Raw genomic sequence first — 14,473 nt, 5'->3', positions numbered from 1 at the left:
AAATAAGGGAGGGTGAATATTTTTTTATCATACTGACATACTGTTGTCGTCAATCATTTCTAAATTTACAATATCAACAAATACAAAATAAGAAACTATGGAAACAATTTTGCGTGGGTTAACAACAGTAAGTTTTTATGCTTCAAATCTTGAAGAAGCAAAAAAATGGTATACGAACTTTTTAAATATCGAGCCGTACTTCAGTGCGCCGGGATACGTTGAGTTCCGCATTGGGGACTATCAGCATGAATTAGGGATTATTGATAGTCAATATGCCCCCGAAGGTGCAACAGAACGCACTGGAGGAGCTCTTATATACTGGCATGTAGATCATTTACAGAAAACTCTTGACAAGCTGCTTTCCTCAGGAGCAGAATTGTACCAACCGATTATTGACCGAAGTGGGGGAAAAGGTGATTTTGTAACGGCTTCTGTCGTTGATCCCTTTGGTAATATTTTAGGAATAATGACCAATAGGCATTATGTAGAAATAATAAAACTCAGAAATAGCTTCCTATGAAAACTATGGAAAAGCAGACAATATACATCAATGCCAGTGTAGAATGGCGGGGATGGCTGGAAGAGAATCACCAGACAGAGCAATCTGTCTGGGTGATTTGCAATACCAGAAAATCTAATTTACCCACAGTAAACTGGAGTGACCTGGTAGATGAAGCACTTTGTTTTGGCTGGATCGACAGTACCCGAAAGACCATTGATGAAGGTTCTTTTATGCAGTTATTCAGCAGACGTAAATCCAACAGCACCTGGTCAAAAATCAATAAAGAGAAAGTTCAGAGGCTCATTGATAGTCAACTGATGAAGCAGGCAGGCTTTGCCAGCATTGAAACAGCAAAACAAAATGGCTCGTGGAATATCCTGGATAGTGTAGAAGATTTGACCATTCCAGAAGATTTAGAGGATGCTTTTAGAGATTATGAGGGTTCAAAAGTATATTTTGAAAGCTTAAGTAAATCAGTTAAAAAAATGCTTTTACAATGGATTGTTTTGGCCAAACGACCTGAAACCCGCAAGAAACGCATCGATGAAATAGTGCAGGAGGCTGCCGAAAAAAGAAGACCAAAACAATTCCGATAAAGTTTTTTGAGGTTATTCATTTAGAGGATAAAGAAAGAATGACTCAAAGAACATAAAATTTTCAGAATTCATAATGAATAATAAAGCCATCTCTGCATAATATGTAGGATGGCTTTTAGTTTATAATAAGCTTATTTCAAAATACTGAATTTTTTTTGATCTGAATTTTCTGAATTTCATATGTAATACATTGCTTTTCAATTTATTTTAATGAAGCGATCCATACATCAATCGAAAAAAAATGGCTTTGTTTTTTAATATAAAATATAAAAAATATAAGATAAGATAAATCTTGTTACGGAGAGATTTTTTTTAAAAAAATATTAATCGCGACTCAATTGTATAGGATGTATATAGATCAAATGGCGAAAATTGAATTTGATAAATTGGTGGTTTTGCTTTGTGTTTTATTAATTTATTTTTATAAATTGGTTTTTTTTTGTTTTTAATTTATGTGGAATGTGATTTTTTTATTGATTTATTACTTTTCATCTTCTTTTGATTTTTTAAAATTAAAACCATCGAATTTTATCTATCAGGTTGTAACGTATAGATTTTGTTCCGTTAAATAGTACCTGTGTCGTAGGCTTATTTTAAGGGCTACATCTTTTTTTTTCATTGCTTTGTTGAAGAAAATTATTTTAAATTTTAAAACACAAGCACGATGAAAAGCAATATTTTAATTCGTTTTGAGAATTTTTTACGCTCTTATTCCAATACAACCCTCTTTCAGATAAGTATTGGGTATACGATACAACAACCCTGGAAATCTCAAAATATTTCTTTAAACTAAAAAAGATTGTCTTTGTTCCTTTTCAATAAAAAGATGGGAACAATCAATATATCAGATTCTGAAAACACAAATGCAGTTGTAAAGAAACACCTTCTCTATTCCCTTGTTCTCCTATTCGCACCAGTTTGATTGAAAAAAAAATATTTGGAGAAGGTGTTATTTACAAGTTTTATCAGGATAGTCTGATACAAACCAATACAAATGATGAAAAACATACACAAATGGAAAAAAATTACTTACAATTGATTAAGAATAAGACAAAAGCTGTTTCTCCACCAATCAGCGGATGGAAGAAAAGTTCCGTATTTTTATTATTGATGATGATGGGCATGTTCCTATCGCAAGAGCTTTATGGGCAATGTACAGCTGTTGTTAATCCTCGTGGAGGTTCTCAGACTTTTAATGGAGTGACAGTGACACGAGCATATAAGGATGGATTAGTTATAGAAGATAATTCAATGCCAATAGCATTTTCTTATTGTGACGCTCCAAATAGTGGTACTGATAGATGGCTTCAGTTCGGGCAGACTGGCCCAAATAATATGTTTGGTACTAGTTCGGGATATTATACTTATACGTTTCAGTTCAGTAAACCAGTTAATGATATTGTTTTTAATATTAGTGCTCTTCATGCAAATGAGTGGCACACGGTGTCAACTAATGCAGGAACGGTATCTCTTTTAGCTGAATGTAATAATAATGAAACAATAATAAATGGTAATTCCATCACTTCAAATAGACCGTATTATGGATGGGGTGAAGCAAGTATGGCTAGAATAAAAATAACAAGTACTATGCCTTACACTCAGTTGACTTTTTCAGGGAATGGAGAAACGCTTCGTAACGGGGCTATAAATCTTATTACTTATCAAGGTTCAGTTTTTAACCTTTGCAGTGGAAGTATTGTCCCGGCAGTAGCTCCTACAATATCAGGAATCACTCCTTCCACTCAAACAAGATGTTTTAATACCCCGGCCCAGGCTATAACTGTCAATGCTACGGGCGCAACAAGCTACCAATGGTGGGTGAATACAATAAACTCGCAGACAGGCGCAACCGCAATCCCGGGAGCTACTTCAGCATCGTATACACCTCCTAATAATTCACCTGTAGGCACGCTTTATTATTATGTGGTAGCCACCAATTCAACAGGAAGTACCACATCTCCCATTGCCAATGTCGTGACACAAAACTGTATCACATCATGCTATAAACCGGGAGCTACTGCTACCGCAGGAAAACCCGCGCTGATTACAAAAATAGGGATCTCCTCACTGACAAGAACCGGTGCGCAAAACGCAGACAACTGGCCGGCGATTCGTAAAGGAGGTTGGCTGGCATTGGAAGCCAGAACGAAAGGATTTGTTCCCAACAGGGTCGCTTTCAATGGTTCCGGGAATCCGGTTGGGATTGCTGCTGCCAATTTTATAGAAGGCATGCTCGTCTATGATACTACGAATAAATGCCTGAAAATGTATACATCCAAAGATGGAAGCGCTACATTAGGTTGGTACTGCATCACGACCCAAACCTGCCCGGATTGATTATAAAGTGATAGAATATAGGTGCTTAATCTTATAGTTTTTAACCAAAATAAATAATAAAGAACACAAATGAGAAAAATATTAAAATTAGCCGGGCTGTTGATCGTTGGTCTGTTGCAGGCTCAAATAGGGATCAACAGAGAAAATGTAAGCAATGGATCGGTTTCCCTGCAATTTGGTGACACAGAGAACAAAGGATTGATCCTTCCTTACGTTACCGATAAAAGTAATATCACAGAGAAAGGTACTATTCTTTATGATGTCAGTGATCGTAAAGTAAAGTACCTTAAAGATGCCAACAGCTGGTTTGATCTGAGTGTAGATACTACAGGAGCAGCAGATGTAAGTATTCAGGGAGCAGATAAAACAGAGCAGCCGGGAGCCAAAGTATGCATCAGTTCAGGTGCAGGCGGAACGGATACCACTAAAGGTATATTGGTCCTTGCCGATGCTGATAAAGCAATGGTTTTACCAAAAGTAGCCAGTCCACACCTTAACATTATCGACCCAAGTGCAGGAATGATGGTTTATGATACCGTAAAGAAACAGCTGGCTGTTTATAATGGAAAGGTATGGACCTTTTGGCAGCCGTAATTCAAAATATTCTTCAGCCGTTTATTGGTTTCTGTTTTTCATAAAGTTGTTGTTGGTTTATTTTTTTTTCGGCTGAAGATTTTATATACTGAAATAGTTCAGATAAGTGATTGATGTTGGTGTCGGATACACGATCCGGTATCAGTAACCCTGTATTTCGAAGAGAAGTATAGGGTTTTGTATTTTAGTAATGATGGTTGATGGTGTTTAAAAACATATTTAGCTGGCATTACTTTTAATCTATTCATTATTTTTGCAAAGCACTAAGCGATTCAATTATTTTATTCTCAATATGGACAATATATTTTCTGATAACAATCAAATTGATGTAGTTTCTACTTTTTCTGAACTCGTAAATACCGGTTTTCAAGGAAGAATGAATGCAATTTGCTGGCAAAGAAATTTAACAGGAGACTTTAAAGAAATTGTATCTCAACTTCAGTTAAATGAAAATATTACAGAAGTTTCCGTTGAAGACCTTTTAGCTCTGCAATTGTCGGAAAAAGGAAATATGGCCAAAGAAACGATTTTAAATGATATGCAGTTGCTCACTGATTTTGGAGCATCGCCTTCACTCAATCTGCTTAAAAATTATGATCGGGATGAAGAATTCGACTTTATTTCCACTGATGTGTATTCTTTTCATGTAGATCGTTCACCTGTGGGTACTGATACTTTTTTATGTACCTATTATGGTGCTGCCAGCGATATCATACCCAATAACCAGGTTATCCAAAAAATCCTGATTCCTGAAATCCGGGATAAGCTCAAAGAACTACATGACGGTCCGGAATCTGAATTTGAAGCCTTTTTGAAAGACAATTTCTTTGATCTCCATTATCAGCCTAAACCGAATGCGGAACCTGTCAATCTGGGATTGGGAAATCTCTGGCGACTGGCGGTAGATCATCCGGAGCAGAAAGTCTTACCTTGTGTTCACAGAGCTCCGGTTGAAAATGATGGTGAATATCGGTTGCTTTTGATTTGTTAAAGCCAATAAAAAAGTCCCTGTATATAGGGACTGATATGTGTATTTATTATTTTTTTTAGCTGTTGGATTATTTTCCGATACAGAACTTGGAAAGTCCTAGTTTTCAATGGTCTGTCACCATTGAGGGACATATAAGGGATAAATTCGCACAAACCAATAATAACTCTTACAAATTTACGGATTTTATAAAAATGAACAAAATATAATAGAAACAACTTTCATTATTTCCCACTGTAATTCAAGAAATTATTGTCAATTTTTTAGGAAGCATAATGATCAAAAAATGAGTTATATTTTGACGATTTGATAATAGTAAAAATTGCTCATTTCTGACAGATTTTTAAGTTCATACTTGTGTTTAAACTTTATAATTTTAAAAATGAGGGACAAAATGCCCAGTTTATAAGTAAGTTTTTTTTGCGTATATAACTGTTATTCAGTTAGTTATTGATATTATCTTATTTTTCTCAACGCATTGATAATCAGCTTAATAAAGTATTTAATAGTTTTTATTTATCCAAAAATAACTTTAGATCGGTGGTGAAATCACTGGTGAATTCACCATCGTTTTTGTGAATTAAAAAGACGTTTTGTATCACAAGATGAAATATTTGTGAAGAAGTAAATGATTTATTTGCTGATGTTTTATTTATTTTCTGATTAACACCATTCTTTTTTTACTCGTAAGTTTACAGCTGATTCCTCTGTTAAAAATTTAGTTGAACACACTAACGATTTGATACGCATTATCATTCTTCTAATTTTACTATTTTTTTATATCTTAGTTATCTATAAAAGCGACCAATAATGAAAAGTATTTCTCAACTTATTTATCGATACCTAGAATCAATTCTGAACATCGGGTCTATTTTCAGATTTATAATCATATTGGTTGCCATATGCATGTTTGTATTATCATTTATTGCATTTATTTCAACTCAAAGGTTACTGTTCGAAAATCATTTCGACTTTTCACCTGATGGTATGAGTTTTTACATTAATCAATTCAGCAAATTTAATGGATTGTTTGCCGCAACAATCACAATCATACTCGCTTATTACGGTATTGAAAGGCTTAAAGCAGCAGAAAGAGCAAATATTGACAAGGTTAGACTTGACCGATATTCTGATTGGAAAACCATCACTGATGCTAGAATTGATGTCGTTAAAGACGAAAATCCATTATTCAGGAGAGAGTTTATCAACATTAGGTATCAGCTTTTTGAAGATTTATATCCCGCTTTTGCGATTGAAAATAAAAAGCAATTACGAGCTCTTTTTAACAAATATTTTGCGAATTTAATCCCAGCATTTGAATCAAATAATAAAAAACAACAAGGTTGTGGAGGAATATACCAATCTGCAGCATATACTTATTTTGGTCAAAATTTTCTTTTTGTTTTCCTTGGAAGTGTAATTGGAGTGAAGTATGATAATGCGACGGAAGATCTTTTGGAAATGTATCTTGCAAGTCTTCCGAGCGACAGAATTATAGATTCTCTCGCATATCAAAGCGCTTTAGAGCGCTACATTAAATACAATAATTAATTTACCCTTTTCTCCCAAAAAAATAAAGCAATCATGAAGGATTATTATCGCCTAACAACTTCCAAAAAGCAAGAAATAGCTCAAAACCTAATTGATATTTTTGAGAAAGATATCATACCTTCAGCCGATACAATAACCTTTATCTGTAACTGGGTCTATACGGACCGAAGTGAAAAATTTAAGGCTTATTATGACGTATGGGAAATTGTATTAAGAAATTTCATCCCAAAGACGAAACCTATACTGATCAGAAGCATTCCCCGTAGATCTAAAGCAGAATACATTGCGAGCTTTACAAATACGGCATATTCGGCTGTAAGATTCGGTGAGCGAAAAGGCTATTGGATTATATGCGATACAAAAGATTGTCTGCCATCATTGGAAATCAATAAAGGGAAATACAGAAATACCTTTTACCCCCTTAGCGATGTATTAAAAAAAGCAAAAGCTAATGGCGGATACGGTTTTTCTGACCGATTTCTACGAGACTACGGCGGCGAAGACGAATACATTATGAAAATAGACTATTCAGTGATGCAATTATTAAAATACATAGATTATAAGTACTAAACTATGTTTTCTTCCAGGAATTCCCTGCCGTTTTGGAAAAAACGAATATCGTATTTGCCCGTATTCTTTTTAGTTCCAAAAATTATTGCTATACCTAATTTGTAATTGTAATGATTACCAAGAAAATCAATGGTTAGGTGTTCAAGTTTAATCAGGTCAAATTCTTTATGTTTTCTTGTATGGCTGTCCTTTTTTACTTCGATTACAACTAAGTTATGGTCGTTTGTCTGCCTTCGATGAATAATGATGTCAGGACTTATTTTGTAATTATCATTTTCATTTGGTTTAAAACCTATTTCCATCATGCGATTTTCTGCTATATCCAGCGCCTTCCTATCATTTGGCTTATCTATGTCACCATTATATTCGGGATCAACGTCGAACTGGGGGAAAAAAGGCTTTAAATAAAAGGCCAGATGAGTAGAAATATTAAGTTCATTAAGACCTCTTGCTAGATTACCAGTTTCTTTTTCAAGTAGAACATTTATGGCGTCTTTGATATTTTTTACAATGATTTCTATTTTCATATTTTTATTTGTACTGTATTAATTCATCTTTCAACATGTATGCTTTTGGGGAAATGATAGTTATTAGAAAATCCAAGATAAAGAGATAATCAGCCAGCAATTCTTTGTTAGTTTTTATGTCGTTTCCATATTTGTAAAAAGCTTTCTCAGCGAAGTTTTCCAATAGCTTCCTATTCACTTCGTAAGCATTTTGGCTTTTAAGCATCAAGGCCACCCAACTTAAAGATTCCGGCATAAACTGCTGAAAAGCCACACCACTCAAAAATTTGATGCACTCGTTTATTTTGTTAAATCCATATTTGGTAATAAACTCTTTATAATAAAGGCTTTTTCCTTCAAGCACATGCCAATTTTCCGATTCCGCAGTCCAATCAAGATCCATAAAAAAGAGCGGTATGTAAACCGTTGTTTCATTCTCAAGTGTCCACTCTCGTAAAACATCCCAGAGTGCCCAAAAATTATCTTTAGGTGAGCCATTTGCAACAGACCGGATAAATTCTTTGAGGAGCCGATACAAATAATTTGTTACATCAGTGGTATTTAGCTTTTTGTCTTCAGTTATGGTAAGATTCAATAATTCCTTAAAAAGAGGCTTTGAAATTTCAACGGATTGTGAAAGTAAAAATCTTGGATAGAAGAACGTGAATGCATGTCTACTTTCAAAAAAATCAGACTTGCTCCAAGATTTTTTGTCTCCTAAAAATTCCAGGTGAAGTTTAAGAACTTCTTGTACCATGTTATGTTGTTCCGCAACTGTCGTTGTCCAAGGTATAATGCGCAGAGCATCATCAAGAAGCCAGTGAGTGGGCATATCAAGAGTGAATGATAGTTTTGCAGGTTTTTCAATACTGCCATTAAGAACCACTGTTGTTAAATGATCCACAAATTCTTCCTCCTTTACAACATCTGTATTCTCATTTTCCGTTTCCTCCCCGTACATCCACATAGCATCCCTGCGGCGTTGTTCAATAGAATTCATTTCTTTTTTGTATTCTATGAAGGATAACAGGCCATACCAGCAATTTAATACAAAATCAGGATCATCTTTTACGAGTTGATGTGCTATCCCAGCTTGAAGCGCAATTCGTTCCTGTTCGTCCAATCCACTTATAAGCAATCGAAAAATTAATTCCTTTATTTTCAGTATAGTTTTTTCGTCTGTTCCGTAATTAATATTATATGAAAGACCAGTAAGAGCCGCCTGCTTACCAAAAACGTCAAGATACATATCCATAGATTCTTGGCCCATCAGATTTTTTTCTGCAAAGTCCATGATTATTTTCCGGCACCATACTAATTGCTCCTCGTCCATTTCTGTAAAAAAATCGCGTAAACCTAATGATGCCATCAGAGTTTTCGAAGTCATAAAATCAAAGTGACCCTTTGATTGTTGAATATAATCATATCCTTCTCGCCACTTTTCGTAATGGTGATCATCAATAGGTTTATTGTCATACGCATCTTTTGCCCAGATAACATTAACAGCTGGTATTGTGTCAAGATCATTAGTTTCTGTCACATTTTTTCGAACTTCCTCATCATAGGCTGGTTGAATCTGGAGCATTTTTTTACCGTTATATTCAACTGGTATAAATTGGTATTTACGGGCATCCATATCAAATAGAAACTTTCTCCATTGAAATTCCTCAGCTGGAGCCTGTTCCCACATTTTATCAATTTCCTTATATAATAGATCATTATGGGTCCGATAGATAAACATATAATCAAAAACAAAACCTACGAGGCCCTGATAGTATTTTCGCCGGTGAACTTTTGAATTGGACTTGGTTCTTTCATTTTTCTCGTATTCATCATCATTGAATACTTCATTAGTATATAATTCTGACATCCATCGGCTTGATTCCCACCAGAAAAAAATTGGTATACCTAATAAACAAACCGAATTTTCATCTAAAAGTTCAGGATGTGCTTGTATTACACTTATCGTAATTCCCAGAAATGCAACATTGTTAGATTCTTTGATAATTTTTTGAAGGTACCCTTTTAATTGTTGATCTGTTGTTTCCCCAATTAAGTCTAAAAGTCCAGCTTCAAGAGCCATTAATAAGGAGGCGATATGCCGGTTTTCAGATCTTTTACTTCGATACATAGACCAATAGTCATAGGTCCCATAATAAGACTTCGAAGTGCCATCGTGGAAGCTTACGGTAATATCTTCAATATCCTCACCTTGCGATTTTAAAACGCTTTGGTTTTTTTCAAACGCAGCATTTAAAAAAATGATAATGAAATCTAATGCTTTATCTGGATGATAGAGAAACATCCAATAAAAAAATGTGTGATAGGCACTTGGAAAACCATGTTCGGTATTAAATCGTCGGCTCAAACCGAAATCCCTTGCATCGGACCTACGAAAATGGATAGGAGTATAAGGTGGTCTTCTATCTTCTTCTTTATTTAACCAATCTTCCCTCGCAATCTCCAATACATCATGTGGGAAAAAACGGCATATTTGGTCAGCCATGACGCCTTCAGTAATACATTTTCGAATTTGATTTAAAAATTGGATATTATTCCATCGCTCATTTCCAACATGTGGGTTTTTAGCAGCCTGTATTAAGTTTTCAACTAACGAAGGGTCCGAAGCGGTCAGTTGAAAGATTATTTTTACATAGGGCTCTAATACCGAGCTCACTGAATCATATTTTACCGCTCCAATAAATGCTTTCTGAACTCGATGAACGAAGTCTTCCAAAAAGTTGGCAACACTTTTGGCACATGATGGGATTATTTGAGGATTGAAGTCAGGTAGTTGTTTCGACCACGCCTCAATAAGTGCTATGTATTCGGTATCGATTTTGAACGATGAAATTGTAGCATAATTATCCCAAATAAAGTCAATAATATAGTCCCATCCGGAACCTGTTGGCAATAACTGATCTAAACTTTGTTTGGCCGGGTCGATACGTTTACATCCGATCTGGAGTAAAAACATTATCTGTTTCAGGAATCGCCCTTCGTTGTTAAGAAGATTATCTTTTAGTGCATCTAAAAGTATTGCAGCATTCCTGGAACGGAGTGATACAACTAAAAGTTCGTCTTTCCATGATTGCGACAATAAGCTATCTTGCAAAAGTTCATGAACGAAACTTACCGATTTGACCGGCTCAGTAAGGTAGAACTCTTCCATCCACAACCGAAATGCTCTTTTTATTGCAGGGTTATTTTCCATGGATTCTAAGAAAGTTCTACTGTCTGGCATCAGCTTTTTTTGCTCTGAAATAAATCTTATCAGCGCCCAATCCTCTAAAATATCGTGTGAGGGACTATATTCAGGATTTATTCCGATATCGTTCTGTTGTATAATATTGTCCCTCAAAAGTTGAGAAATCGTGTCTTCGCTTCCTGGAAAGTCGGTGAAGAGGCACATTTCTCGTGATCTTTTTACACAAATTTCGTAAAAAACAGCTCCTCTGGCGGTATTTCCATTCTCTACTATGTGCTGCCACATCAACTTCTTAAATTTTATTTCATCTAATTGTTGCTCACTTTCCAGGAAAGGAATAATACGAACTGCCTTGTCAAGATAATAGGGGTTATGAAGTAAATGTTTGATTTTTGGGTTTTCAAGTAATGTTTTAAGTTGGGGGATGGCATCCTGAACTAGTTGTATCTCTCCATCATTAAAATCATTGACTTCTAAATATGTATTATTTTTTGGAAGCTCAAAATAAAAATGAATGCGAAACCTCTGTAATAAATATTCCCTAACTGTTATTAAAAGAATTATGCGCGAATTTGATTTCATAATTTGGAGCAATTCATTAAATGCCCCCGAAAATTCGGATTCTATTAATTTTTCAAAACTTTCAATCCAAATCAAAACATTTCGTGCGGATAAAGGACTACCGACAATTTGTTGGATTGTCGCATTATATCCGGCACTCTTCATCGCTTCATCTAAGGTATTACAGTAGAGATTTTCTGGAGTAAGCGTAATGACAGTGTAATCACCTTCGGATTTTAATTCTTTCACGACGGCTTTCGCCAGAGCTGATTTTCCTACACCGGGCTTTCCATGGATAACGACAAGATTATTTTCTTTAATAGCACGAATCAAAAGGGATGTGTCACGATGAACAGTGAATGAACCAACTGTCTCCCTAGTTCTCAAATTAATTATTTCTCTATTTTTATCCATTTTCCCATAACTATCCAATATTTCAGGATTAGTTTCGGGTTTCAATTCTTCGATGAGTTTGAATTTGTTAGGATCAATGAGGTTATTATAAGCTAAAACCTTCGTTGCTATAAATGTATTTCCATCTACGTAAGTATGAATTATTCCTACAAAATAGAGATTTCCGAACAGATCGGCATATGCTCCTGATCCTGAAAGACCAGCTACATTTGACATGGCCTGTTGATAAAAAGTATCTAGTGATCCTTCATGATGCAATGTAAAAATATTCGGATTATGCTTTTTATTTTCAAGAAATTTAAGCGAAAAAGGCTGGTCGTCTTTTTGATCATTAAAATTTGCGAATCCCCTAACTGTATATTCTTGGATAGTATCATCCGCATCAATAACCTGACTGAAAAACCTTTTTCCGGTTAGCGCTACTATATCATTCGCAGGTACAATAATTAAGGCCAGATCTTCTTCATTATTTACAGAGGTTATCACGACTGCAGTATCTGAAAGAACATATGAATGATAGGTCAAAGACTCATCATTAAAAATTTGATCCAGTAGTATTCCTTCTTTAGAATATGTTTTGTTAAACTTTTCTCCAACTAAGCAATGTTTAGCGGTTAAAATATATACATAATCAGTATCAGCATCTGGAAAGTATATAACTGCGGTCCCAATGTCTTCATTGCATTGAATTCTGATGGTAGAAAGCTGGGGTAACTTTAGATTCATATATTGTCAGTGATTTCTTCAAATAAAAATAGTTCGTTTTCGGGACCAATCTCTTTATAGGTAGTTTCAAATTCGTAACACGTTTCTATCTTTGCATCAATTTTAAATAGATCTCTCAATTCCTTTGTGTCACAGGAATAATGAATTTTAATTTTTATTTCGTTTTTCTTTCCATATTCTAATAGCCTTACCAATGCTTCTTTGTCTGGATGTTGATTATGGATTCCGTTACCGGTTACAACAAAATTTTCTGTCTTGACCATTTCTAATAACTCAATACTAGTGTTTGCTTTGCTTCCATGATGAGATAATTGCATAAAGGAGAGCGGAATGGGATTTGTTGAACTGTACCGCAAGGCAGAAAGACTATCTTCAATATCTGAGGGATGGCTATCTGCTAAAAGTAAAGCCGTAATGTCGCCAAATTCAACAAGGGTAGCGATAGAACTGCCATTTACCTCATCCTTATCTTGATGAAACGGAAGGTCTTTAAGTTCAGCTATAGTTTTCGCATGGTCTGACTGTGAAGCTTTTCTTCCAATTTTCATTGTCCGCTCTTCCTCGGTCCATAAATCTTCCGCTTTTTTTTGCTTTTCAGGCGTAGGCGAAAGTATCGTCATTTTCAGGCCAAAAACTTCAATTGGATTTGTTTCCGTATTAATAGACGTTTCAGTTTGAAAATAACTCTTTTTGATATATTCTCTCAATGTTATGCCATCACGGACTGAAATTTTCTCACGGGGTATTTGGATAGGTTCGGAGGTACTGTTAAATATAAATCCCTTAACAGCCTTGGACTTATCTTTTATGGTTTTATCCTGCAGGAAACCTAAAACTGAACCGATATGATCTCTGTCAATATGACTGATTATCCAATAATCAACGATTTCATCAGCAGCTAAAATTTCTTTAATAAGTTGAGCAAAAGCATTTTTATATTCACGAGCGTAACCTCCATCAATTAGTATATTGTGCCAGTTCGAATCTTCTCCTAAAAATCTAATGTGGATTGCATCACCACCTCCCGTGTCGTAATAATGGAAACTAATCTTGTGCGTTTTTTGAAGCATGATTAATATATTTTTTATTGGTTATTTACGTAAACATCAATTAACTTTTTACGTGTTTTAAGGTGCTTTAACAAGTAGGCATCCAAGATATAAAGCTTGACATCTTCATCAATCCTCTTCTTGTCATAATAATTTGCGTCCATAGCTTTTACATAATTTAGAAATCCTTTCAATGGCATCTTTTTTAAGGTCGTATATCTTTTCAATATATAATGTGCATATCTTTTTTTTACGGAGACATACTCGCCAGCAAATTCGATGATAAAAAAATCGTAATGGAGATCAGAATGATAATCAAGTGATAGAAATCCTAATTCCTGCAGAGCAGGAATAGTTCTTTGAAAACGCATCTCGTGAGCGAAATGGACTCGGTCAAAAACATATTTTATTACGTCTACCTCAATTTCGGGAACTTCTAAAAATTTTGCAAGGCATAATCGATGTTGTCCGCCTATTGTAAAGTAATGGTTGCCGTACTGAACGACAGTTTTCGCTTCTTTTGCATTATGAATATGTTCAATCACCGTTTCTTTGGTTGGAAAATTGTCAATAACACGATCCAACCTGCGCAAATCAGTAAAAAACTGTAGCCAATAATATCGCCAGTCTTTTGGTTTATACATTACACAATTGTAGCCATAGGAGTAATCAATCCCACAAATTTTACTGGGATCTATTTTTTCCCTAAACGTTCCGGCAGATATAAAAAAATCAAAGTTTTTGATATGGCTGAAATGGACTACGACGTCATCGTGCCAATTTTGATCATCAAATTTTGGATTTAGGCTTCTTAACCATTCTATTCGCTGTTCATCTGAATATTTATAAGGCATTAATAAAGGCTTTTTAA

At 35.0% G+C, this 14,473-nt stretch carries 11 protein-coding genes; 7 read left to right on the top strand and 4 right to left on the bottom strand.

Features of this window, described 5'->3' with window-relative positions; translation table 11 throughout:
- Positions 1 to 97 precede the first annotated feature (97 nt).
- The 7 genes from EG342_RS22965 (at position 98) to EG342_RS22935 (ending at position 7,138) form a co-directional block, all read left to right on the top strand.
- A complete protein-coding gene (locus tag EG342_RS22965) occupies positions 98 to 520 on the top strand; it encodes a VOC family protein (protein WP_103290222.1) in 423 nt (140 codons plus the stop codon).
- Complete coding sequence (locus EG342_RS22960; RefSeq protein ID WP_213083874.1) at positions 517 to 1,098, top strand: YdeI/OmpD-associated family protein; 582 nt, start codon at positions 517 to 519, stop codon at positions 1,096 to 1,098. Before EG342_RS22965 ends, EG342_RS22960 begins: the two co-directional genes overlap by 4 nt.
- A gap of 1,014 nt (positions 1,099 to 2,112) precedes the next feature.
- Positions 2,113 to 3,435: a hypothetical protein gene (locus EG342_RS22955; protein ID WP_123868163.1), complete on the top strand. Its 1,323-nt coding sequence runs from the start codon at positions 2,113 to 2,115 to the stop codon at positions 3,433 to 3,435.
- Between the two features lie 69 nt (positions 3,436 to 3,504).
- On the top strand, positions 3,505 to 4,029 hold the full coding sequence (locus EG342_RS22950) for a hypothetical protein (protein WP_103290217.1): 525 nt from the start codon (positions 3,505 to 3,507) through the stop codon (positions 4,027 to 4,029).
- A gap of 292 nt (positions 4,030 to 4,321) precedes the next feature.
- The gene (locus tag EG342_RS22945) at positions 4,322 to 5,020 is read left to right on the top strand and encodes a DUF1826 domain-containing protein (RefSeq protein WP_103290214.1); all 699 of its coding nucleotides are present in this window, start codon (positions 4,322 to 4,324) and stop codon (positions 5,018 to 5,020) included.
- Between the two features lie 1,023 nt (positions 5,021 to 6,043).
- On the top strand, positions 6,044 to 6,568 hold the full coding sequence (locus EG342_RS22940; protein ID WP_123895823.1) for a hypothetical protein: 525 nt from the start codon (positions 6,044 to 6,046) through the stop codon (positions 6,566 to 6,568).
- Positions 6,569 to 6,601: 33 nt separating this feature from the next.
- Entirely contained in the window at positions 6,602 to 7,138 is a 537-nt protein-coding gene (locus tag EG342_RS22935) for a hypothetical protein (RefSeq protein WP_206541003.1), read from the top strand.
- Here the strand turns inward: EG342_RS22935 and EG342_RS22930 are convergent.
- The 4 genes from EG342_RS22930 to EG342_RS22915 are packed head-to-tail and all read right to left on the bottom strand — an operon-like array spanning position 7,135 to position 14,456.
- Positions 7,135 to 7,665, bottom strand: a complete 531-nt coding sequence (locus EG342_RS22930) for a hypothetical protein (RefSeq protein WP_048506387.1) — start codon at positions 7,663 to 7,665, stop codon at positions 7,135 to 7,137. The genes EG342_RS22935 and EG342_RS22930 overlap by 4 nt on opposite strands.
- A 4-nt stretch (positions 7,666 to 7,669) precedes the next feature.
- Positions 7,670 to 12,553: a P-loop domain-containing protein gene (locus EG342_RS22925; RefSeq protein ID WP_048506386.1), complete on the bottom strand. Its 4,884-nt coding sequence runs from the start codon at positions 12,551 to 12,553 to the stop codon at positions 7,670 to 7,672.
- On the bottom strand, positions 12,550 to 13,623 hold the full coding sequence (locus EG342_RS22920; RefSeq protein ID WP_048506385.1) for a ComEC/Rec2 family competence protein: 1,074 nt from the start codon (positions 13,621 to 13,623) through the stop codon (positions 12,550 to 12,552). Before EG342_RS22920 ends, EG342_RS22925 begins: the two co-directional genes overlap by 4 nt.
- A gap of 14 nt (positions 13,624 to 13,637) precedes the next feature.
- The gene (locus tag EG342_RS22915) at positions 13,638 to 14,456 is read right to left on the bottom strand and encodes a hypothetical protein (RefSeq protein WP_073060376.1); all 819 of its coding nucleotides are present in this window, start codon (positions 14,454 to 14,456) and stop codon (positions 13,638 to 13,640) included.
- Positions 14,457 to 14,473 lie beyond the last annotated feature (17 nt).

Origin of the sequence: Chryseobacterium lactis (genome assembly GCF_003815875.1) — a bacterium.
Taxonomy (GTDB): Bacteria; Bacteroidota; Bacteroidia; order Flavobacteriales; family Weeksellaceae; genus Chryseobacterium; species Chryseobacterium lactis.
This window is presented reverse-complemented; position numbering and strand designations above follow the sequence as displayed.